The 22,471-nt window shown below is 68.8% G+C and carries 18 protein-coding genes and 4 pseudogenes; 16 read left to right on the forward strand and 6 right to left on the reverse strand.

Annotated features, from left to right (window positions below):
- Positions 1-13 precede the first annotated feature (13 nt).
- The 6 genes from ACFYZB_RS39000 (at position 14) to ACFYZB_RS39025 (ending at position 5,723) form a co-directional block, all read left to right on the forward strand.
- Positions 14-1,429 carry a DEAD/DEAH box helicase gene (locus tag ACFYZB_RS39000; protein ID WP_388766531.1) on the forward strand — a complete coding sequence of 472 codons (1,416 nt, stop codon included), beginning with the start codon at positions 14-16 and terminating at the stop codon, positions 1,427-1,429.
- 205 nt (positions 1,430-1,634) lie between these two features.
- Positions 1,635-1,877: a DUF5302 domain-containing protein gene (locus ACFYZB_RS39005; protein ID WP_351214584.1), complete on the forward strand. Its 243-nt coding sequence runs from the start codon at positions 1,635-1,637 to the stop codon at positions 1,875-1,877.
- Between the two features lie 959 nt (positions 1,878-2,836).
- Complete coding sequence (locus tag ACFYZB_RS39010) at positions 2,837-3,040, forward strand: cold-shock protein (protein ID WP_043505040.1); 204 nt, start codon at positions 2,837-2,839, stop codon at positions 3,038-3,040.
- Positions 3,041-3,402: 362 nt separating this feature from the next.
- Positions 3,403-4,899, forward strand: coding sequence for a DEAD/DEAH box helicase (locus ACFYZB_RS39015; protein WP_388766533.1), 1,497 nt, complete (start codon positions 3,403-3,405; stop codon positions 4,897-4,899).
- A 45-nt stretch (positions 4,900-4,944) separates the two neighbouring features.
- Complete coding sequence (locus ACFYZB_RS39020) at positions 4,945-5,346, forward strand: CBS domain-containing protein (protein WP_388766536.1); 402 nt, start codon at positions 4,945-4,947, stop codon at positions 5,344-5,346.
- Between the two features lie 50 nt (positions 5,347-5,396).
- Complete coding sequence (locus ACFYZB_RS39025; RefSeq protein ID WP_388766538.1) at positions 5,397-5,723, forward strand: SCO5918 family protein; 327 nt, start codon at positions 5,397-5,399, stop codon at positions 5,721-5,723.
- A 126-nt stretch (positions 5,724-5,849) separates the two neighbouring features.
- Here ACFYZB_RS39025 and ACFYZB_RS39030 read toward each other — a convergent pair.
- A pseudogene (locus ACFYZB_RS39030) lies at positions 5,850-6,531 on the reverse strand (transposase); the annotation flags it as partial.
- 97 nt (positions 6,532-6,628) lie between these two features.
- Positions 6,629-6,988: a hypothetical protein gene (locus ACFYZB_RS39035; RefSeq protein WP_388766539.1), complete on the reverse strand. Its 360-nt coding sequence runs from the start codon at positions 6,986-6,988 to the stop codon at positions 6,629-6,631.
- 342 nt (positions 6,989-7,330) lie between these two features.
- Here ACFYZB_RS39035 and ACFYZB_RS39040 point away from each other — a divergent pair, with 342 nt between their 5' ends.
- A complete protein-coding gene (locus tag ACFYZB_RS39040) occupies positions 7,331-7,669 on the forward strand; it encodes a MerR family transcriptional regulator (protein ID WP_102909439.1) in 339 nt (112 codons plus the stop codon).
- Between the two features lie 240 nt (positions 7,670-7,909).
- On the forward strand, positions 7,910-8,113 hold the full coding sequence (locus ACFYZB_RS39045; RefSeq protein WP_055495910.1) for a cold-shock protein: 204 nt from the start codon (positions 7,910-7,912) through the stop codon (positions 8,111-8,113).
- 257 nt (positions 8,114-8,370) lie between these two features.
- On the opposite strand, the gene ACFYZB_RS39050 is transcribed toward ACFYZB_RS39045, so the two are convergent.
- Positions 8,371-8,931, reverse strand: a complete 561-nt coding sequence (locus tag ACFYZB_RS39050; RefSeq protein WP_388766541.1) for a hypothetical protein — start codon at positions 8,929-8,931, stop codon at positions 8,371-8,373.
- Positions 8,932-9,292: 361 nt separating this feature from the next.
- On the opposite strand from ACFYZB_RS39050, the gene ACFYZB_RS39055 reads away from it, so the two are divergent.
- Both ACFYZB_RS39055 and ACFYZB_RS39060 read left to right on the forward strand, forming a co-directional pair.
- Positions 9,293-10,390: an IS110 family transposase gene (locus ACFYZB_RS39055; protein WP_388766542.1), complete on the forward strand. Its 1,098-nt coding sequence runs from the start codon at positions 9,293-9,295 to the stop codon at positions 10,388-10,390.
- Between the two features lie 435 nt (positions 10,391-10,825).
- Entirely contained in the window at positions 10,826-11,308 is a 483-nt protein-coding gene (locus ACFYZB_RS39060; RefSeq protein WP_388766544.1) for a group II intron maturase-specific domain-containing protein, read from the forward strand.
- 255 nt (positions 11,309-11,563) lie between these two features.
- On the opposite strand, the gene ACFYZB_RS39065 is transcribed toward ACFYZB_RS39060, so the two are convergent.
- A complete protein-coding gene (locus ACFYZB_RS39065) occupies positions 11,564-15,709 on the reverse strand; it encodes a hypothetical protein (RefSeq protein WP_388766545.1) in 4,146 nt (1,381 codons plus the stop codon).
- A gap of 225 nt (positions 15,710-15,934) precedes the next feature.
- On the opposite strand from ACFYZB_RS39065, the gene ACFYZB_RS39070 reads away from it, so the two are divergent.
- From ACFYZB_RS39070 to ACFYZB_RS39085, 4 genes and pseudogenes are all read left to right on the forward strand, one after another.
- The gene (locus tag ACFYZB_RS39070; protein ID WP_055704128.1) at positions 15,935-16,909 is read left to right on the forward strand and encodes a helix-turn-helix domain-containing protein; all 975 of its coding nucleotides are present in this window, start codon (positions 15,935-15,937) and stop codon (positions 16,907-16,909) included.
- A 294-nt stretch (positions 16,910-17,203) separates the two neighbouring features.
- Positions 17,204-17,347, forward strand: a pseudogene (locus ACFYZB_RS39075) (sterol-binding protein); the annotation flags it as partial.
- A gap of 147 nt (positions 17,348-17,494) precedes the next feature.
- Positions 17,495-17,995 carry a TIGR00725 family protein gene (locus ACFYZB_RS39080; RefSeq protein WP_388766547.1) on the forward strand — a complete coding sequence of 167 codons (501 nt, stop codon included), beginning with the start codon at positions 17,495-17,497 and terminating at the stop codon, positions 17,993-17,995.
- A 158-nt stretch (positions 17,996-18,153) separates the two neighbouring features.
- Positions 18,154-19,113, forward strand: a complete 960-nt coding sequence (locus ACFYZB_RS39085) for an alpha/beta fold hydrolase (protein WP_388766548.1) — start codon at positions 18,154-18,156, stop codon at positions 19,111-19,113.
- A 47-nt stretch (positions 19,114-19,160) separates the two neighbouring features.
- On the opposite strand, the pseudogene ACFYZB_RS39090 reads toward ACFYZB_RS39085, so the two are convergent.
- Positions 19,161-19,840: pseudogene (locus ACFYZB_RS39090) on the reverse strand (transposase); the annotation flags it as partial.
- A 20-nt stretch (positions 19,841-19,860) separates the two neighbouring features.
- Between ACFYZB_RS39090 and ACFYZB_RS39095 the strand changes: the two are divergent.
- Positions 19,861-20,118: pseudogene (locus ACFYZB_RS39095) on the forward strand (transposase); the annotation flags it as partial.
- 564 nt (positions 20,119-20,682) lie between these two features.
- Positions 20,683-21,816, forward strand: coding sequence for a PP2C family protein-serine/threonine phosphatase (locus ACFYZB_RS39100; RefSeq protein ID WP_388766550.1), 1,134 nt, complete (start codon positions 20,683-20,685; stop codon positions 21,814-21,816).
- Positions 21,817-21,835: 19 nt separating this feature from the next.
- Here ACFYZB_RS39100 and ACFYZB_RS39105 read toward each other — a convergent pair whose 3' ends face one another.
- Positions 21,836-22,000, reverse strand: a complete 165-nt coding sequence (locus tag ACFYZB_RS39105; RefSeq protein ID WP_388766552.1) for a hypothetical protein — start codon at positions 21,998-22,000, stop codon at positions 21,836-21,838.
- Between the last annotated feature and the right edge of the window lie 471 nt (positions 22,001-22,471).

A 22,471-nucleotide genomic window follows, 5' to 3' on the forward strand; every position in this document is an offset into this window, starting at 1 on the left:
CGGAAGGCTGTTTATGAAGCATCCCAATGACTCCGGTATCGCTCACGGCAGTCCCGCCCAGCCTGGGGCAACGACCCCGACGCTGCTCCCGGCCGTCACCTTCGCCGGTCTGGAACTGCCGACGGAGGTGCTGCGGACACTGAGCGAACTCGGGGTGCGCGAACCCTTTCCGATCCAGGCCGCCACACTGCCCGATGCTCTGGAGGGGTGCGACATCCTGGGGCGCGGGCGCACCGGATCAGGCAAGACGCTCGCTTTCGGCCTGCCGCTGCTCGCACGGACGGCCGGGCGGCGCGCGGAACCGAAGCAGCCCCTTGCTCTGATCCTGGTGCCTACCCGGGAGCTGGCCCAACAGGTCACCCAGGCGCTGGCGCCGTACGCCCAGGCACTGGGGCTGCGGATCGCCACGGTCGTCGGCGGAACGTCGATCGGCCGGCAGGTCGCCGCGCTGCGCCAGGGAGCCGAGGTGGTCGTCGCCACCCCCGGACGCCTGCACGACCTGATCGAGCGCAACGCCTGCCGCCTGGGACGGGTGAGAATCACCGTGCTGGACGAGGCCGACCAGATGTGCGACTTGGGATTCCTTCCGCAGGTTGCCGACGTGCTCGACCAGGTGCACCCCGACGGTCAGCGGATGCTTTTCTCGGCCACTCTCGATCGCGACGTCGATCAACTGGTCCGCCGCTACCTTCACGACCCCATCGTCCACTCGGTCGACCCGGCCGCGGGCACAGTCACGACGATGGAGCACCACGTTCTGGTCGTCCACGGCCCTGACCGCTACGCCGTCATCACGGAAATCGCCGCCCGCGACGGCCGCGTACTGCTGTTCCTCGACACCAAGCACGCCGTCGACCAGCTCACCCGGCATCTGCGGGCCAGCGGGGTGCACGCCGGGGCCCTGCACAGCGGCAAGTCCCAGCCACAGCGCACACGGACCCTGGCGCAGTTCAAGAACAGCCAGATCACCGTTCTGGTGGCGACCAATGTCGCGGCCCGTGGCCTGCACGTCGACGACCTCGATCTCGTGGTCAACGTCGACCCGCCCACCGATGCCAAGGACTATGTGCACCGGGCGGGCCGCACCGCCCGCGCCGGTGAGTCCGGCAGCGTGGTCACGCTCGTGCTGGCGGGCCAGCGCCGTGAGACGAGCCGCATGATGGCCGAGGCCGGCATCGAGCCGACCGTCACCAAGGTGCGCTCGGGCGAGGCGGAGCTGAGCCGGATCACCGGCGCCAAGGCTCCCTCCGGGATCCCGCTCGACGGCGGGCCCACCGTCCCCCGACCCAAGAACACCAACGCTCCCTTCCGCGGCCTCGGCACGAGCAAGGGCACCTCCCGCGGCGCCGGCGGCAAGTCCCGAAAGGCGGGCGAGGCCCGCAAGCTCGCCGAGGCCCGCAGGGCCGCCCTCGTGCGTCGCAACGGCTGAGAGCCGTTGCCCTGGCAGCCTGGCCACGGGATCGACAACCCTCGGCCCGGCCCGAAGCCGTCCTGTGTGCCTCACCTACGAAGTCAACGCCTTTCGCCGCGGGAGGGATGCCCGCCGAAACGGAGCAAGATGATGTTGCCGGCGCCTGGCACTGCGCCCGGCATGACAAGCTGTGCTTGCCCACCCCCGAACCCAGGAGGTCACCATGACCGCAGAGCCCGTATCTACGGAAGGTTCGGAGCCGGCTGACCCCGAGACGTCCCCTCTGGAGCCGGACAGCGACGGCAACTACGACCTCAAGCGCAAGTTCCGCGAAGCCCTGGCGCGCAAGCGCGGTGCGCAGGCGGATGCCGCTGATGTTGCCGCCAAGTCCGATACATCGAAGGTGCGTTCGGCGCACGGCCCGGCTGCGAGCCAGCGGTCGTTCAGGCGCAAGAGCGGCGGCTGAGTCGATGAGTCCCGCGATCTAACCGCTTCACCGGCACTCGCGCTATCCACTCGCGCGTTTCGTGCAGTGGCCCGCGACGTGCGCATGCCCGTGCGCGCGTTGCGGGCGGGGCGTAGCCGGGGACTCGCCTGGGGGAATGGCCCAGATGCGGTTGGCTCGGGTCGGTGGCGCCGCCGAACTGGAATTCCGGGATGAGAGCACTGCCTTGTCCGAGGGTACGCGGCCGGTGTTGCGCACCTTGCGTGCCCATGTACCGCCGTGAAAAACGACTGCGGCTGTCGTCAGTTCCTCGCCGTCCGGGCCTGAGGCTCGTACGGCGGGCCACAGCACCGTCTCTTCCACGAAGGCATGGCTGAAGACCAGCTGCACCGCCTGCTTCAGAGCGCGTCCCCGCTGGTGAAGGTCGTCGAGGGTCATGTACTGATCCGTCAGCCGCCGTTTCCTCGTTCTCACGGCGTTGCCGCACCAGGATGCTGCTGCTTCCACCGAGCTGATCGACGGTCTGGTCCTTGATGACCTTCGATATGGCCGTTCCCATGCGTGCGCCGGAGACGGGCCGTGACGCTTACCGGAACCCCCCTGATCTCCACGCCCGGCCGCACCATCCCTTGGGGGAGTAGTCTTCACGCTGGGCGCGCCCCCAAAACCTCCCGAAACGTTGCGCTCCGGCTGGGTCCAAAATCTGTGCCCGCGAGCTGAGGTTTCAACGGCACAGGCAGACAGATTCTCTACCGCATTAAGTGGGGTGGGATTCTTCACCGTACACAGGCCGCTTCGGCGTGCTACTGTCGATCTCAGTTGCAGTTGTGGTTCCCAAAACTTCAAGTGCCCTCCGGGCGGCGCCTGTGCCACTGGAAGCACTTTTGTTCTCCGGTCTTTTTCCCGGCGGGGTGATCATCGCGGCGACACGGGGTCCGTGCAGTGCGGATCCCGATGCTCTGCCCCAAAGGAGAAATGACATGGCTTCTGGTACTGTCAAGTGGTTCAACGCGGAAAAGGGCTTCGGCTTCATCGAGCAGGACGGTGGCGGCGCTGATGTGTTCGCCCACTACTCGAACATTGCCGCCCAGGGCTTCCGTGAGCTGATCGAGGGCCAGAAGGTGACCTTCGACATCGCGCAGGGCCAGAAGGGCCCGACGGCCGAGAACATCGTTCTCGCCTGACGCTGACTGTCGCGTACTTGTAGCTGGGGCCCGCGTCCTTCGGGGTGCGGGCCCCAGCTACTCGCATTTTCCGCAGTAGTTTCACCTGCGGACGACAACCAGGAAACCCGTAGGCTCAGCGCATACGGAGCATCCTCCAGGGGTGTACGCACCCTTCATAGCTTCATAGCTTCATAGCTTCATAGCGGCGGACGCCCGAACATTGCGTCGGCTTCGCGCCACTCATTCCAGCGCCTGTGCCCGCACGGATTTTCCGTCGGTCAGATTCGCTGTCGCATTCCACCGGTCCATTCTTGCAATTCTCTGTGCTGCTGATCGCTGCGGGAATTCCTTGATATGTGCCGCATCGAGGAAGGTTCCGCATGAACCGCACACGCACGAACGACCGCTTCACCCGCACCCGTAACGGCAGTACCGACTCCGGCAGGGGCGGCAGCCGATTCGGTTCGTCGGCCACGAGCCGCTCCGGCGGGCCGAGCCGTTCCGGTGGTTACGGCCGCCGGCCCGCCGCGGTCCAGGGGGAGTTCGCGCTGCCCAGGACGATCACTCCCGCGCTCCCCGCCGTGGAGGGCTTCGCCGATCTCGACATGCCCGGGGCGCTGCTGGGCGCGCTCAGCTCGCAAGGCGTGACCGTACCCTTCCCGATCCAGGCCGCGACCCTGCCGAATTCCCTCGCCGGCCGGGACGTACTGGGCCGTGGCCGCACCGGCTCCGGCAAGACCCTCGCCTTCGGGCTGGCGCTGCTGGCCCGTACGGCCGGGCAGCGCGCCGAGGCCAGGCAGCCGCTGGGGCTGATCCTCGTACCCACGCGTGAACTGGCGCAGCAGGTCACCGACGCTCTCGCCCCGTACGCCCGCTCCGTGAGGCTGCGGCTGGCTACGGTGGTGGGCGGAATGCCGATCGGCCGACAGGCGAGCGCGCTGCGCGCCGGCGCCGAGATCGTCGTCGCCACGCCGGGACGCCTCAAAGACCTCATCGACCGTGGCGACTGCCGGCTGAACCAGATTTCCATCACCGTCCTCGACGAGGCCGACCAGATGGCCGACATGGGCTTCATGCCGCAGGTCACCGCCCTCCTCGACCAGGTCCGCCCCGAAGGCCAGCGCATGCTGTTCTCCGCCACTCTCGACCGCAACGTCGACCTGCTCGTGCGCCGCTACCTCAGCGACCCCGTTGTGCACTCCGTCGACCCCTCGGCCGGCGCGGTCACGACGATGGAACACCACGTGCTCCACATTCACGGCGCCGACAAGCACACGGCAACCACCCAGATCGCCGCACGCGACGGCCGCGTGATCATGTTCCTCGACACCAAGCACGCCGTCGACGGCCTCACCGAACACCTCCTGAACAGCGGGGTACGGGCCGCCGCCCTGCACGGCGGGAAGTCACAGCCACAGCGCACCCGCACGCTGGCACAGTTCAAGACCGGACACGTCAACGTGCTGGTAGCGACCAACGTCGCGGCGCGCGGCATCCACGTCGACAACCTGGACCTCGTCGTCAACGTCGACCCGCCGACCGACCACAAGGACTACCTCCACCGCGGCGGCCGCACCGCCCGCGCAGGAGAGTCCGGCAGCGTCGTCACCCTGGTCACCCCCAACCAGCGCCGCGGCATGACCCGCCTCATGGCAGCGGCCGGCATCGTCCCGCAGACCACCCAGGTCCGCGTCGGCGAAGAGGCCCTGCACCGCATCACTGGCGCCCAGGCCCCCTCCGGCATCCCGGTCGTCATCACCGCACCGGTGGTCGAACGCCCCAAGAAGCGCGGCGCCACCTCACGCGGCCGACGCCGTGCCGTCTCGGCGGCCCGCCGCGCGCCCGTACGGCAGTCCACCGCCGATGCGGCGGCATAGAACCTTCGTGTCAGGAAGCCCGCCCAACTTCACAGGAGGCACCCTTTGACGCTGGACCAGACGCAGTTCCGCTCAACACGTACCAACGCCGTGCAGACGGCGGCCGATCCCGCGGACGCGGCCGGACCGCAGGTGTGGGAGGACATGACCGTGGAGGTGGCACTGTCCGTGATGGCTGCCGCCTGTACAAGTCAGCTGGTCGTCTGCGACGAGGACGGTATGTGCACCGGCCTGGTCACCCGGGACCGGCTCACGGCCGTTCGTGACGGCTCCGGATACACGGACCGGATCCGCCTGCGTGACATCGCCGACGTCATCGGGCCATTCGCCTCGCCGCTGGCCACGAGGGCCGAAGCCGAGCGTGCGATGCGCTGCCGCCGGCTCGGGGCCCCGCCCGTGGTCGACGGACACGGCAACGCTCTGGGCGTCCTCGCCCTCTCTCGCTGAACCGCCGTCACCCCTATCCGGCCCCGTCTTCTCTTCTCCCTGGAGGCATCATGCGCTGTGTCATCGCTCGCTTCCCGTTCGACCTGACCAAGAGCGGCGTGGTGGAATCGATGAAGGGCATCACACCTGAGCTGGTCACCGGTGAGTTCGTCATCATCGGACGACGCCACTACCCCGCCAAGCAGGTCGGCCAGGTCGTCACCCGCCAGGACCGGCGTGATTTCAGCACCGGCGAAGTCCTCAGGGCCATGACCCAACTCGGCTTCACCTGCCGCACCCGCCCTACCGCCGCATCTGCGCCCCTGGTCGACCCGCACGGGCCGGCTTCCGCAACGCTCGGCGCTCCCCCTGTCCGCCTGACGTACGGACAGGTGTGAGCCGAACCGAGCAGTGAGGCCCCACCGGCGTGGGCGAATTCCAGGGGCCGTAGCAACACTGCGGTGAGTTGATCAAGCCGCGAGCAGTTTAGACAGACGCTCGGCTGGGGTCTACCAGTCGAGCGTTCTGCGCGGGCGGCTGTTGAGTTCGGTGGCGCGTCCGGTCCGCAGGGCCCGGGTCAGCTCGCGCCTCAGTTCCCCGCGGCCTTGGTCGTAGTGCATCTCCGGCTGGTCGGGGAAGCGTGCCCGTAGAGCGTGGCAGATCTGCTCCGAGCTCCACCGCCGGGTCACGTGGTCCTGGAGGAAGTCCCGGAGCCTGGGGTTCTGGGCGATCTTGCCGGGCCGGGGGCGCGGTTCGCGGGCGTCCGCGCGGCGCTGGGCGGCGTGCGGACGGTAGGACCAGCCGCCGTGGGGCATGAGCGTGCGGTTGCGGCGATCTCCCGGCTTACGGTGGAGGGACTGCGGCCAAGCTCGGCCGCATGGCCCGGACTGACGCCTTCTCCCGGAGCCGGTCGGCGATGTGGATGCGGTCGGCCTCGGTGAGGTAGCGCGACGGGCCGACGGGTTCCTCAGGGCGAGCCGGGGGTTCGGGCGCTTGCCAGGACAGCCCCGTGTCCACGATGGGCGGGGCTGCCCTGTACCTCGCGGATGCCTGCCGGCCGTAGAGCCGACGCTTGCCGGTGCGGCGGTTGATGCCGATGATCCGGCAGGCTTCCGTGTTCCCTCTTCCTAGATCCACGAGCCGAAGGCATTCCTCCTGCTCAGGGTCCAACCTCCTGGGCCCCTGAGGACGCCGATCCTTCCGGATCTCGAAGTCCGTCGCACGCCTTGAACTGGGGTGTTGCGGCGACCACTAGATCGGAAGCGTGCCGGTGGGGTTTCACTGTGTGCCGTGGGCCGGTGAGTCAGTGGTCCGAGTAGCTGAAGTCGCCCACGGTCCAGGCACTGACGTCCTCGATCGCGACGCGGTACATCCCGCCTGTCTCCGGGATCCCCACCGTACCCTGCAGGATCCGGGCGACGTGGAAATGCAAATGCGTGGGCGGTCCGTCCTTCCTCGCGGGGGTCTGGAAGACGGCGGAGAACTCGCCCAGGTGGGCGGAGTCCGTCAGCACCTCAGACACCCTCTGCCTCCACATGGCTTCCGGAGCCAGCCGACCGGTGATGACAGCACCACTGGTGACCACGGTCAGGGACATCTGATTACTCTGCCCGGACTCCACAAGGGCGGCTATCGCAACGAGCAGCTCGTCAGGCTTCGGCATGGGATCGGATTCTATGCAACCGGCCCGCCCGGGTGGCTTGGACGATGGCGCAACCGGGCGAGACGGGCGCATACGGCGCCCCTGATGCCGCACGACAGGAGCCGAGCGCCATCAGGATCGCTCGGGCGGAAGTCTTGGACCCGGGTACCGCAGGACATCGATAGTGAGGTGGTCTCCGGTCAAGCAACCGCGATCCCCGCGCCCCCGACAGCGTCTCGGTCGGGTTTGCGGAAACAGAAGGCCGGTGCAGTATCAGGGCCGGCAGATGGTGTAGTAGTTCCTTCGGGGCCCTGGTGCCAGTACGGCGCCAGGGCCCCTCCACGCGTTCCACAGAGAGGTGCGATGACAGCAGACGACACGTTCGGCCGTCTCGATGACGACGACTACCCCGCGTACACCATGGGCCGGGCCGCCGAACTGCTCGGCACCACACAGGGCTTCCTCCGGGCCATCGGCGAACACCGCCTCATCACCCCGCTGCGCTCCGCAGGCGGACATCGCCGCTACTCCCGCTACCAGTTGCGCGTTGCCGCCCGCGCCCGGGAACTCGTCGACCACGGGACCCCCATCGAGGCCGCCTGCCGGATCGTCATCCTCGAAGACCAGCTCGAGGAAGCCCAGCGCCTCAACGCCGAATACCGCCGCGCCGCCGAATCAGCGAACCCGACGGCAGCAGCATGAGATGAGCGTGCCCGTCAGCGTCGGCGGGCACCGCACGCACGGTCTCGTGTGTGGCGTGATCATTTCCTGTGGTGACCCGGTGTGTGGGCGTGTAGCGTCTGCGTCAGCTGTCGTGGTTCGGAATTCCCTGCCCGCGCCTTTGGTGTGGGCGTTTTGCTGTGCTGTGCCGCAGGGACCAGGACGATCACCTCCGTCTGCCACATGGAGTGGGAGGCGTTCATCGACTGGAAGGCATGAGGTATGGCAACGGGAACTGTGAAGTGGTTCAACGCGGAGAAGGGCTTCGGCTTCATCGCCCAGGACGGCGGCGGCCCGGATGTCTTCGCGCACTACTCCGCGATCAACTCCACCGGCTTTCGTGAGCTCCAGGAGGGCCAGGCCGTGACGTTCGACGTCACCCAGGGCCAGAAGGGTCCGCAGGCCGAGAACATCAACCTGGTCTGACCTCGCAGACTTGCCCGAGAGGTTGCGCACGCCGCGTCAGGTGGCCGCCGCTCGTGCAGGCCCTGCCTGCTGTCGCGCCGGGCCGGTGCAGGATCAGGGGGCCGCGCAGCAACGGCTGCGCGGCCCCCTGATCTGTGGAGGCCCGGGGCCGCCGCGACTTCGGCTTGAACCTTCCTGACCTCAGTAGCTGCAAGCGTCGTCGGGCACGGGAGCCGCATGTCTGGCGCGGCTACCGTGCAGCTCGGAGGAGCCGACGTTCAGACGCTCGTCCAGGCGTCGAGGAAGGCTTTCCGTCCAGCCGGATCGTCCGACCTGCGGTCTGCGTGCAGGACGCGCCAGGCAGTGAGCTCGAGATCTCGGAGCCACAGTTCCCCGATGACCTGTGTCTTGAGGTCGGGCAGATGGTCGGACTCGACGAGGGCCTGACCGATCACCTCCCCGGCCGCGTAACGCTGGGGCGGGGTCATCTCATCGACGGCCGAGAGGATCTGCCGGGCCAGGGCAGTTCCCTCTCCTGCCAGCGAACGCAGCACCGGATCCTTGATGTTGACGGGCAGCAGGTACGCGGTGCCCGAAGACCTCCACAGGTTCGACCAGAAGTGCTCTCCTGCCGCGGTGGGGGCAGGCAGCGCGGCCAGCAGCCCGAGGAGATGGCCGGTGGCCGCATAGCCATCGGAGTGGGCGGCTGCGACCACTGCGACGCCGGCGACGCCCTCCACATCGAGCTGGCCCGCCTCGAGATGCGGAGCCAGGTCCAGTTGGTGTTCCAACTGGTCTGCGAGCGCGGTGGATACGTAGGGGCGGACCTCAGGAAGCATCGGCGATCCTTGCGCGTAGGCGAGCGGAGATGCCCGTTCGTAAGCACTGATCGTTCCCAGAACCAGCCGTTCTACTCGGCTTCGGCAGGCCCAATTGGCGGTAGGCCAGCGGGGCAGGAGTTCCCACGGTGGCGAACCGGCTCAGGCCCGGCGACGTGGCTCTGTTCGGGACCGACCTCCCGCCATGTGTCCGGGTGAGGTCTCCTGTCGACTGCCGTTGCGGGACGCTGCCTGCCACCGAGCCACGGGGCGTGTCCCTATAGGGGCTTTGCCGAGTTCAGGCGCCATCACGGTTCAGACCGCCCGAGCGGGCCGGTGCCATCCATCCAACAGCACGTCACCACGGGAGATGCGAACCATCATGACGAGCCGACAGCGCAGCACCTCCTCGAGCACGGATCCTCCCGTTCGGCGCGAGGTCGTCCTGGGCGTGGATACGCACGGCGAGGTGCATGTCGCCGCCGTGGTCTCCCCGCTCGGGAAGATCTTGGGGACCGAGACCTTTCCGGCGACGGCGGCCGGCTACCGGCAACTGCTCGTGTGGGCTCGCAAGCGGGGGACGCTACGTCGGGCCGGTGTGGAGGGCACCGGCACCTTCGGCGCGGGCCTGTCCCGCTACCTGCTGGCGCAGCAGATCCAGGTGTACGAGGTGAACCGGCCGGACCGCTCGGCCCGTCGACTGATGGGAAAGTCGGACCCGCTCGATGCACAGGCCGCCGCGTGGGCCGTGCTCAGCGGCCGCGCCCGGGCCCGGGCCAAGTCCGGAGACGGCCCCGTACACAGCGCCCGGTTGCTCAAACTTGCCAAGGACTCCGCGGTCAAGGCCCGTACCCAGGCGGTCAACCAGCTCAAAGCCGTCCTGGTCATCGCCGATCCCGCCCTGCGGGAACAGTTGTCCAGCCTGGGCAATGCTGAGTTGTTCCGCACCTGCGCGCGCCTCGCCCTCCACGATCGTGGGCGAGACGAGGACGCGGTGGCTCAGGCGACTCACCTGACGTTGCGCATGCTCGCCGAGCGCATTGAGCAGCTCACCGGGCAGATCGACGAGCTGAACCAACGCCTGACCCGGCTCGTCGAACGCCACGCTCCACAGCTGCTCGAACCGGTGGGCATCGGTCCGGACAGTGCCGTCACTCTCCTGATCACCATGGGAGACAACCTGGAGCGACTGAACTCCGAGGCGTCCTTTGCTGCCCTTTGCGGAGTCAGTCCCATCGAGTACTCCTCTGGCCGGCGGAGTACGCGTCGGCTCAACTTCGGCGGCGACCGTCAGGCGAACGCGGCCCTGCACCGCATCGTGTTTACCCGGCTGCGCCACGACCCGCGCACCCAGGCGTACTACGAACGCCGCACCCAGGAAGGCAAGACCCGACGTGAGATCATCCGATGCCTCAAGCGATATGCAGCCCGAGAGGTCTTCAACCTGGTCAGACCGGTTTCCCGCACCCCCGCGCTATAGGGGCGTCAGTGATACGGCGAGGCCCCGCCGGGGCACTTCCTGCCGGGACTCTACGCGGAGCCCTGAGACGGCGCAGCCGCACCGGATCGCTCCGGTGCGGCTGCGCCGTGAGATCGGCTGCGCTGGCGCGGACGATGCAGTCGGCGCCTCACGCAGTCTGGGTTCCTGCGACGATCTGGGAGTGCCTGATTTGCGATCGCACCCGCCTGCTCGTCCGTAACGATCCGCTTAGCACATGGCGCGCCCCGGCCACGCGCGGGTAGGGGCGTGAATGACGAAGCGTTGGCCGCGCTGTCCCGCCACGGCGATCTCGCCGGTCCGGGCGCTGACCTGACCAACGCGGTGGCCGTCGACCGCCTGCGGGACATCCTCTAGGCGTCGAGGGACTCTGCGGCCTCACGGATCATATCGAGGACGAATTCAGGATGCGAGAGCATGGGAAAGTGGCTGCTGTCCACGGGACGGATATTGGCGCCCATGCGCTCGGCGGCGGACCGCTCCAGGTCGGGGTGCACGGTGCGGTCGTTGTTGGCGACGATGCCAGCTTGGCTTCGTCCGCCAGGCGGTGCCGGGAACCTGCTGGTTGAACAGGTCCGCCACTGGCACAGCGCCTGTCGCCAGAACGAGCTTCGCTCCTGGCGGCTGCAACACCGCACTGGTTCGACCCTCACAGATCTCGCGCGGCGGATCAATCCCGTCGTTGCGGGGTGGCTCAACTACTACGGCCGCTACGGCCGTTGGGTGTTGATCCCGTTCCTTCAGCGCATCAACGCCTACTTGGTGCGCTGGATCCGCAGGAAGTATCGACGGCTGGCGCCGTTGCGGAGGGCCATCGCGAAGTTCCAGGAGATCGCCCAGCGGTATCCGCGGATGTTCGCGCACTGGCCGGACACAACGCTCGCCGCATTGGCCTGGTGATCAGGATGACAAGAGCGGAGTGACGAGAGATTGCCACGCTCCGTTCTGGGAGAGCCGAGGGGTGAGATTCCCCTCGGCTACTCGACCCAGCAAGGTGAGCGGGCCGGTGTTGGTCAGGTCCAAGGCGTGACAGCAGCCGCTCGTAAGGTCACCCAGCGCCCCCTGCACGACCTCGGCTGAGAGCCTCGACGACAGACAGCTCAGGGTCCCGGCGTCCAGAAGGACGCCGGGACCCTGCGTGCTCACACCGGATGGCTACTTCATGGCTGCCAGGGCCCCGTCGACGCCCGCGGTGGGGGAGCCGAGGCCGGTGACGGTGTCGTAGCCGGGGCCGGCTGTGCACTCCGCGCCGCATCGGCCGTTGGAGCCGGCGGTGATGTCTCGCAGGTAGCTGCTGCCGAGCGCGTAGACATCGGTGTGCGCCGTGTCGCCGTCCGGACCGTCGGAAGCCAGGTGCGGCTTGCCGGCGGTGGCCCGGAGCTGGTCGGCCGAGGCGATGATCGCACCCCAGATCGGGGCGGACAGGCTGGTGCCGCCCACCTTGAACCACATGGAGTGGGAGGCGCCGCCGTACGTCATCGTCAGGTAGACCGGCACGCCGGTGGCGGGGTCGGCCACGAAGCTGACGTCCGGTGTGGCCCTGAGTGGCGAGGGCTGCACGCCGTCCTGGTAGGCCGGGCGCGGCTCGAAGTAGCTCAGGCCGCCGCCGGTGGACCTCCACGCCGTCTCGTCGATGGTGTTGCCGTCGGCGTCCAGTCGGAGGTTGGTGCCGCCGATGGCCAGGGCGTAGGGGTTGGTGGCGGAGTAGCTGCCGGGGTAGCCGAAGTCTCCGGTGGACTGGACGCAGACCGAGTCGGCCAGCTTGCAGTGGCCGTCGTAGAAGGCTTCCTCGGAGAACTCGCCGGCGCCCCAGCTGTTGCTGACCGCGGCCGGGTGCAGCGCCGCGGCCGCGTCTTGGGCCCGGGACAGCGCTGCCATGGTCGGATCCTTGGCCTCGACCAGGACGATCTTGGCGTGCGGGGCCGCCGAGTGCGCCCACTCGATGTCCAGCGCCGCCTCCTCGTTCCAGCCGGTGTCCACGTCCGGCTGGGTACCGTCCGCGTAGACCTGCTGGAAGTCGAAGCAGTCCTCTCCCGTGCCGGCCGTATCGCAGGTCTGCGGCAGGTTGAAGTGCGCGGCGAAGTGGTTCAGGTCCGCCTTCGCCGTCGGGTAGTGGTACGCGTCGACGATCGCGATCGTCTGGCCCGTGCCGTCACCCTTGAGGCCCAGGCGTGCCTGGATCTGCTGCGGGGTGTAGCCGGGGGCGACCTCCTGGGCATTGTCCTGGCCCGCGCTCAGCCTCTTGGCTGCCGGAGTCTTCGACTGGATCTCGATGGGGACCGAGGCGGTGCCGATCGGCATGCCGAGGTCCTTCAGCGGGCTCGCGCTGTGCATCCGGTCGCCGTTGAACTGACCCGCCTTGGCGGCGGTCTGCGGGGCCGCGGCCGACGTGTCGCCGTTCGGAGGAGTCGGAATCCGGGTGGGCTCGTCCTCGGAGAGCTTGTAGGTGGTCAGGCCGTGCGGGAAGTAGTCGATGTCGTTGACGGCGTCACCGATCGACTGCGCCGCGATGTTCAGAGCCCGCCAGTCGAGCGCGAGACCGATCAGGTCGTCGCCGGGGCCGTCGCCCAGCGCCGCTGTTTTCACCTGGCTCGCCCCCAGGGCGAAGTCCGTCGCGCTCTCGCGGAGGAAGCCATCGTTGTCCGCGAAGGGAGTGTCGTAGGACCACAGGTTCTGGTAGGCACCGACGAACGCCTCGGTTCCGCCGACGGATCTGGCGAACACTGCGGAGTGGAAGCCGAGGAAGGTGGGTACGTCGTAGGGCTCACCGCCGTTCGCCGGGTACACGAAGTCGTTGAACTCGCGCATCTCGACCAGGCCGGTCTTCTTGGACGCGACGAAGCCCTGCGACGTTCCGGGGCTGTCGTAGTTCTTGATCACCGCGCCGGAGCGCGCATCGAGGATCTGGACCAGGTGGTGGTAGTTCCTGAAATCGCCGGTGTAGGCGAAGGCGACACCGTGCCCGTTGGCGCCCGGGATGTTCGGGTCGGCCAGGGCGGGGTTGGTCGGCACGATCGCGACGGCATCAGAGCCGGTCGGGGTCTCGGTCCAGTTCGGGATGCCGGTGGCGGCGTCCAGGCTGACCGCCGTCGGCGCCGGGTCGGTGGCCTGCGTGGGCAGGCCGATGCCGTGGTGTGTGCCGCCGTACTCGAAGAACAGGTGTCCGGCGCCGTCCGTGGTGACGCTGGAGAAGACCAGGCTCTTGCCCGCCGTGCCCTTGGGCCGGTACGTCCACAGCTTCTTGCCGTGCTCGCTGTACGCGGTCAGGCTGCTGTCCGGGACGACGATCTCGGATCCGCCGCGGCCGTCGCCCACGACCGTGAGCGAAGCGGCATAGCCGCCGGTGTGCACGTTCGCGCGTACCTCACCGCTGTGCGTGTCCAGTAGGGCGAAGCCGTGGTCGGTCGCGGCCACCACCGAGGCGCCGGTCGCGTCCTTGCCCGGGTTCGGCAGGAGGCGCAGGGCGTGCACCGAGCTGTCGACGGTGGCCCGCCACAGAACGGTCGGCGCCGCCTTCTTCAGGGTTCTGCCGTCGACGGCGAAGACACCACGGCTCTGGCCGGCGACGACCAGGTCCTTGCTCCCGTCCCGGTTCACGTCCGTGGCGACGGCCGCGTAGGGGTCACCGGCCAGGGGCATGGCGTGCGACGCACCGCTGTGGGGGTTGACCGTGTAGGCGGTGTCGTCATAGCCGACGGTGAGGAGTCCGCCCTGGTACCGGGTGATCGTGTCGCCGGAGACGGCGCCCTCCTGTCGCCAGTCGAGGTGACCGCTCGCGGCGTTCAGTCCGATGAGCTGGGTGTGCTCGGGACCCGCGGGGGTGGCGGCGGTGGCGGTCGTCGGGTCGGACAGCGAGGCGAACACCTCGCTGCCCTTCGCGTCGGAGGCCAGCTCCATGGTCGGGGCGTTCGGTCCGCCGATTGTGGATGCCGTGGAGTACGACCAGAGGGTGTGGCCCTGAGCGTCCCAGCCGGAGATGGTGCTCTGGCCGTCGGACATGTCGGCGTCGATGCCAAGCTCCGCGACAGCGAACCGTGGCCGGCCGTCTTTGGCGTTCGGCAGGACGTGGAAGGCCTCCGGCACGGTGCCCTCACGAGAGGCGAGCACCGCACGCTCGCCGCTGTGCGCGTCGATCGCGGTCAGGTCCCAGCGCACCTTGTCGAACGGGTCGTTCTGCTCGACCACCAGAACACGGTCCGCGCCCGGATCCTTCACCAGCATGCGCGGGTAGCCGGGAGTCTTGGTGTGCGCCATGACGCTGCCGTCGGAGGTCTCGAGCACCAGCACGTTGCCGTCCGCCGGGCGCGGGCTTCCCAGGTCCATCGGGGTGTCGGACCACGACGCGGCGATCCGGCCGCTTCCCATCGACGTCAGATCGCCCCAGTACGCCCAGGGCGCGTGCGTCGAGTAGGTCCAGTCAGCGGTTCCGGTGAGCTTGCCGTCACCGGCGCGGCGGAAGCTGAAGGCGGTCAGATTGCTGCGGCTGTCGCCCTGTTCGGCCACCGGATCGCCGCCCCAGTCCGGGCCGACCGTGTTGGCGACGATCAGCTTGCCGTCCTGGAACAGCATGGTGCCGACGTAGCCGGGAATCAGCTTGCTCCACGCCGTCTTCCCGCTACGGCCGTCCAGGACGGTGACGAAGGTGCCGTAGTCCACCTTCGAACCGGGTGAGGAGAACGGCCGGAACGGCCAGTCGCCCACCGCGTAGGCGACGGCGACGTCCTGGACGCCGTCGCCGTTGAAGTCGCCCGTCACGTACGGCTGCTTGCCGGTGGCCGACATCTGGTACGGGTTGTAGCCGGCGTAGAGGTTCGGCAGATACGGGTACGGCTGGAACCAGTTGTCGGGGGTCACCTGCCAGTCCTTGTACAAGGAGGTGGCTCCGCGGCTCCACACCTGCCTGCCCTGGGCGTCGTACCGGGCGACGGTGCCGCCGCTGAAGACGCCCACCCAGTCCTTGGTGCCGCCGAGCGCCAGGCTCTCGGCGAAGCCACGGGCTGTCTCCCACCGACCGGTCCGCTGGAAACCCGGGGCGACGGACGAGGACGGGGTGTCCGTGTGCTCGCCCGGGCCGGCCATCACGCTCGGCTTCGTGCCCGGCAGCACCGGGGCGGCAGCCGCGGGCCCCTCCTGGGCGGCGACCTGCCCGGGCGTGCCGTCGATCCGGGGTTCGTACCGCCTGCTGAGCCTCTCGATCGCGGCGGCGGTCAGCCGGACGCTCTTCGCGCCCTGCTGAGGGACCGCCTGAGCCGACGGTGTGACCAGCAGGCCGGCGGCGAGCCCCAGCACGGTGGCGACCATGCCGGAGCGTATGCCCTTTCCACGCATTCTCAAGTGACCACGCGCCTCTCGGGTGGGAGCAGGGCGGTTGTGTCGAAGAAGCACTGGTGAACCGCCCTGCAGGGGATGCCGGTACTGTTCCAGCGCACCCGGCTCACCGGGAGACGAACGGCTGGCCGATACCGGTCAGCAGCCGGTAGCGGCCAGGCGCCGCCTCGGCCGGGACATACATGAGGAGGCGAACCTGTGCTGGAGTCCCTGGGTCTGGACGATGCGACCGAGCGCACCTACCGCCATCTGCTGGCTTCGCCGCCACTGACCGCGACCGAAATGGCCAGGCATCAGTCCTGCGGCACGGCACAGGCCCGCCGCATGCTCGACGACCTGGTCGCGGCGGGCCTCGCGGTCCCCTCGGCGGGACGACCCACCCGCTACGCCCCGCTGGATCCGCGCATCGGCCTGGCCGCTCTGATCCGCGCCCGCCGTCTGGAGCTGGAGCGCGCGGAGGCCGCGCTGGACGCCTACGGCGCCGAGTTCAACGAGCGCAAACTGAGCTCCGACCCGAGTCGGCTGGTGGAGATCATCGAGGGGCCGACAGCGATCAACGACTGGCTGACCGAGCTGATGGCGGGCGCCGAGCACGAGGTACTGTGCTTCGACACCCCGCCCTATCTGTCGGCTGACGCGAGTGCGTTGCAGTTCGAGGAGGACCTGCTGGCCCGAGGCGTGCGGGCGCGGGCTGTCTATTCGAGCCAGGTGCTGGCCGTCCCCGAGCGCGCGGAACTGCTCCAGCACCTCGTGTCACTCGGAGAGCAGGCCCGGGTGTTGCCCCATGTGCCGTTGAAGCTGCTGGTCTTCGACCGCCGCGATGCCCTGGTTCCGCTCACCGCGGGCGCGGACGGCCTGCGCACCACGGCCGCCCTGGTCCACCGGTCACCGCTGTGCGACGCACTGGTCGACCTCTTCGAGGCGAGTTGGCAGCAGGCCACGCCAGTCTTCGGCAGCGAGGCCCGGGAGACGGACGACCATCCCGACCTCAGCGAGGCGGAGCGTGCTCTGCTCCACTTGCTCCACGCCGGACTGAAGGACGAGACCATAGCCCGCCAACTCGGCCTCAGCGAACGCACCTTGCGCCGCCGGATCACCGACCTGACCGTCCGCCTCGGGGCGACGAGCCGGTTCCAGGCGGGCGCGCAGGCAGTTCGCCGCGGGTGGCTCTGATCCCCGTCCGGGATGGTTGACAGCGCTGGGAGCGCCCGGTAGAGGGCGGCCAGGGCCTCGCACACGGCGGGTGCCGTGCTGCGGCCATCGCCGTAGACCTACGCGCCGTCCTGGATGGCCTGCCGCACAGCGCTCGCGCACCCCGTTGTCGGTGGCGTTTCCGAACCGGTGAGCCAGGCAGTCACACGCGAGGTTGACCGGGGTGGACTCCGTCTTGGCCGTCGCGTACAACTGCGACAACAGGGCCTCCTGGACCGGTCGTTGGCATAGCCACCCTCGGCGCGCGGACTGCCCATCCTGCTCGATCCCGTCGCCTTCCTGCTCATCGCCCTGGGCCGGCTGAATCCATGGCGTGCCATCGCCCAGGGGTGGGTACTCGCCTGGGGCCCTCGGCCGTGGCTGGCTCCCCGCTTCCCGAGCCTTTTCACCGCGCCCTGAGCGGTGGCGCATCGGCGCACGCACATCAGCACGTCGGTCGGTGCCCTGCACGGTGCCCCCAGGAAGCGGTACTGCTGTCTCCGCTGATCGTCACCTTCCTGAGTCGGCGGGGCGCTCTCAGCGGACCCGGTACGCAGGAGGCCGACGATGTCCGGACAGTACGCAGCGCCCTACGTGGCAGTGGTCGGTCCCGCAGCGGCGACGCCCAGGGAAGTCGAGATGGCGCGGCAGGTGGGCAGTCTGCTGGCGCAGCGGCGATGCATCGTGGTCTGCGGCGGACTAGGGGGCGTGATGGAAGCCGTATGCCGGGGAGCGCGGACCGAGGGAGGCACTACCGTGGGGCTCCTGCCGGGCACCTCGCGGGCACAGGGCAACCCCTTTCTCACCGTGGCCCTCGCGACTGGTCTGGGTGAACTGCGCAACGGTCTGATCGTTCGCAGCGCCGACGCCGTCATCGTCGTGGGCGGGAGCTGGGGCACGCTGAGCGAGATGGCTCTCGCCGTACGGACCGGCACACCCACAGTCGCGATAGGCGGCTGGGACATCGGGGGCCCCGACCGATTCCGGACGGGAGTGAAGCAGGCACGTTCAGCGGCCGAGGCGGTGGAGACGGCGCTCACAGCGATCGCCGGGCACAGCCCGGCTTGACGAGCACAGCGGATCGCGGCCGGTTACTGTAACGCGCCCCGGACGGAGGTGGCGGAACGTCTCTTGCCGGCTCTCTGTGGGACGAACGGGCTAAGCAGGGGGCGGGCCCCCGGCCCCGTGCCGTCGTCGGACGATCACGCCGCCGTACGCTCATGCGCATGGTTGAGCACCGCATGGTTGACGTGAACGGCATCCGCCTGCATATCGCCGAGCAGGGCGACGGCCCTTTGGTGGCGCTCCTGCACGGCTTCCCGGAGTCCTGGCATTCCTGGCAGCACCAGTTCGGCCCGCTGGCCGACGCGGGCTTCCGTGCCGTCGCCCCCGACCAACGCGGATACGGACTCAGCGACCATCCCGACGACGTCGGGGCGTACACCATCCTGCATCTGGTCGGTGACGTAGTGGGGCTGATCCAGGCCCTGGGCGAGGAGAAGGCCTATATCGTCGGGCACGACTGGGGCGCGCCGGTCGCCTGGCACACGGCGCTGCTGCGACCGGACATGGTGCTCGCGGTGGCCGGCCTGAGCGTGCCGCCCCCCTTCCGGGGGGCCGAGCCTCCGCTCACCGCCATGGACAAGAGGTTCGGCGGCCGCTTCTACTGGAACTACTTCAACCGTCCCGGCGTGGCCGACGCCGAGTTCGCCCGGGACACGCGCACCGCCCTGCGGAAGTTCTTTTACTGGGCTTCGGGCGACGCGCGCGACGCCGACCAGGGGCAGCCGCTGGTCGACCCGGAGCGTGGCTGGCTCGCGACCATGCCGGATCCCGAAGCACTGCCCGAGTGGTTCACCGAGGACGACCTCGACGCACTGACGGAAAGCTTCGCCGAGGGCTTCACCGGGGCACTGAACTGGTACCGCAACCTCGACCGCAACTGGGAACTGACCGCTCCCTGGCGCGGCGCCGTCGTCACCAGGCCCGCCCTGTACGTCTACGGCGACCGCGACCTCGTCCCCGCCTTCCCCGGCACCCCCGAACTCATCCGTCGACTGCCCGAGTTGATGCCCAATCTGTGGCGCGAGCCGGTCGAACTGGCGGGCTGCGGACACTGGACCCAGCAGGAGCGTCCGGACGAGGTGAACGCGGCACTCGTGGAGTTCCTTCGGGCGTGTCCCTGATCCCGTGCTGTCCAGCGGGGGCTGTCAGCGGGACGTGAGCTTGACGTTTAACGTCGGCGGGCTTCGTGTTCCTTGATCGACTCGGCGCGTTTGACTGTCTTGCCGAGTCGTGATGCTTGGCCCGGCACTTGTTCTTCGAGCCGGGAGGCCGTCCGGGCCCTGGCCGGGACGGTTTCCGTGCGGCTGCCCGACGGGCCGCGGTCACGCGGCCGTTGCGAAACCCCCGGCGCACCCGGGCGGGCGTGAGGCGGCGGGGTGCGGCGGGTCGCTCACAGGGGCGGCGCAGGTCCTCGGTGAGGAGGCGGGCGAGGCGGAGCTGGGTGTGGACGGCGGTCCACAGGTCGGCGCTGTCGGCTTGGTGGACCTTGGGGGCGGTCCAGCCGAGGGTCTGCTTCATCAGCCGGAAGATGTGTTCAAGATCGAATCTGCGGAGGGACGACTGCCACCAGTGGTCCACGTCTGCGAGCAGGGCGCTGGTGGCCGAGCACCACCGCCAGACCGGTTTCGGATCGCGGTCGCCCGTCAGCCGCTCGACCTTCAGCCGGATCAACGTGCCGTGCAGGACGGGTAGTTCCTCCTTGGCGTGCTCAAGCCAGGGCCCGCGGTAGGTGAGTCGGGGATGCATCCGGTCCCAGGCGATCGCCTCGGCCTTGCCGTAGCGGGTGGTGTCCGTGACGGTGGGGGCGTCGGGCTCGTGCCAGCTGTCGGGGTTGGCAATGGTGAGATCCCCCGTTATAGGGGCGTCTGGGAGACAACCCCGAGCGGCTGAACACCGAGGCGTCCTTTGCTGCCCTTTGCGGAGTCAGCCCAGTCGAGTATTAGCCGGGCCGTCGGAGCACGCACCGGCTCAATTACGGCGGCGACCGCCGTGCGAACGCGACCCTGCACCGCATCGTGTTCACCCGCCTGCGTCACGAGCCGCGCACCCAGGCGTACTACGAACGCCGCACCCGGGAGGGCAAGACCCGACGCGAGATCATCCGATGCCTCAAGCGATATACAGCCTGAGAGGTCTTCACCTGGTCAGAACAGTATCCAGCGTTCCCCCGTTATAGGGGCGTCAGTGATACGGCGAGGCCCTGCCGGGGTCCTTCCTGCCGGGACTCTACTCGGAGCCCTGAGACGGCGCAGCCGCACCGGATCGATCCGGTGCGGCTGCGCCGTGAGATCGGCTGCGCTGTCGCGGACGATGCAGTCGGCGCCTCACGCAGTCTGGGTTCCTGCGACGATCTGGGAGTGCCTGATGTGCGATCGCACCCGCCTGCTCGTCCGTAACGATCCGCGTAGCATATGGCGCGCCCCGGCCACGCGCGGGTAGGGGCGTGAATGACGAGGCGTTGGCCGCGCTGTCCCCCCACGGCGATCTCGCCGGTCCGGGCGCTGACCTGACCAACCCGGTGGCCGTCGACCGCCTGCGGGACATCCTCTATAGGCGTCGAGGGACGCAGTGTCGCAACAGGGAGTGCGATGTCCTGGGGGAGCCTGTGCGCGAAAAAGGAGTAAAAAGAATATATGCGTCTGCGGGGTGTCTTGCGGGACCGGCTCCCGGAACAGCGGCGCGGTCTGTTGGTGACGGCGCTGGCGCTGATCGTGGCCATCGCTGCGGTGGACATCGGTATCGGGACCAGTGTTCATCTGGGCCCGCTGCTGGTCATCGCGCCGACGTTGACCGCCGCCTTCGCCGGTCCGCGGCTTACCGCTCTGGTCGGGGCTCTGGCGGAGGTCGCCTTGGTGATCATCGCGATTTTCCACGGCGGGCTGACCACGACCAACCACGTGGCGCAGCTGATCGCCCTGGCTGTGCTGTCAGCTCTGGTGGTCTTCGTCTGTTATGTGCGGGAGCGGCATGCCCGGGAGCTGAGCCGGTTGCGGTCGGTGGCTGAGACGGCGCAGCGGGTTCTGCTGCGGCCTCCACCTCGCCGGATCGGGCCGTTGCGGGTGGCCTGGCTGTATCTGGCCGCCGAGGACGAGGCCCAGATCGGGGGCGACCTGTTGGCGGTCGCCCGCGCTGATCACCCCTGCACCCGGGTACTCATCGGCGACGTACGAGGCCATGGTCTTGCCTCCGTCGGCGAAGCATCGGTGGCGATGAGTGCGTTTCGTGAGGGCGCTCACCGGTACCCCTCCTTGCCCGAGCTCGCCACGGCCGTCGAAGAGAGCATCTGCCGGAACCTGGAGGAGGTCGCCGACACCGCGCACGATGCCGGCGAGCACTTCATCACCGCCATCATGATCGACATCCCCGATCAGGGCCGACAGGCTGAGATGCTCAACTGCGGCCATCCGCCGCCCCTGCTGATCCGCGGCGGCCAGGTGACTGCCCTGAACTCCGGCCGTCCCGCACCCCCGTTGGGCCTGCGTGCCCTGTGGGTACTCAACGACCGGACCGACCGGTTCGCCTTGGAACCGGGCGACATGCTGCTGCTCTACACCGACGGTGTGATCGAAGCCCGCTCACCGACCGGAGCCTTCTACCCGCTCGCCGAACGCGTCGCTTCCTTCCTCGCCTCAAGCCCCGACGCCTTGCTGCACCACATTCACCGCGACCTGCTCGCGCACATCGGCGAGCAGCTCACCGACGACGCCGCTTTCCTGATCATCGAACGTATCCCCTCGCGTCATCTGCACCGGCCGCTCGTCGCGTCCCATGCCGGCGGTCGCACTCGTCCACAGCCAGCTGGCCGTCACGGTCTGGCCCGCTGAACACGTTGCGCGCATTCCCTCACCCCGATGCGAGCGGGCGACCGCCATGCTCTTCCGCTGCACAGTCTGCGGCGCCCACCTCGCCTACGTCGGCGGAGGCGGTGCCCCGGGCGCCGAGGAGGGCTGCCGCGGCGATGGCGGCCGAGATGGTCGCGAGAGCGGCGCGCTGCACGATCTTGTGCATGGTCGTCTCCCTGTCGCAAGGGCTGGTCGTGGTGGGGCGCCCAGGGCCCGAAACCCCTTTCCATGCGCTGCATGGGACCGCCCCCGACCCCACCACGCGGTCCGCACCGCACTTCCTGCCGGCAACGCCCCGCCATGCGGGGAGTCGTCGAGAGAAGGGCGGACGCCGTGCTCCTGGAGCTGTTGGAGGAGCATGGGAAGGCGCCTCCGTCAAGGGCGAGAGCAAGCGGCTGAACGCATCGAAGGGCGGGGGCAGCGCCGGCGTGAACCTCTGATCGTGCTTGCGGCACGAAGAGAGGGCGTCGCACGACACCGGTGGCGCGCGAGCTACTCCGTTTCGTTTCGAAGCGCGGGTTGCGGACGGGCGCTGCTCACATGGGTGCGGTGAGCCCAAAGCAAGCGGAATTTTGAGTTCCGGAGACCAAGATCCCGTGCCGTGGTCGCGGGTTGACTGCTCTGTGTGGGTGGCAGG

The sequence above is a fragment of the Streptomyces sp. NPDC001852 genome (assembly GCF_042891825.1).
Taxonomy (GTDB): domain Bacteria; phylum Actinomycetota; class Actinomycetes; order Streptomycetales; family Streptomycetaceae; genus Streptomyces.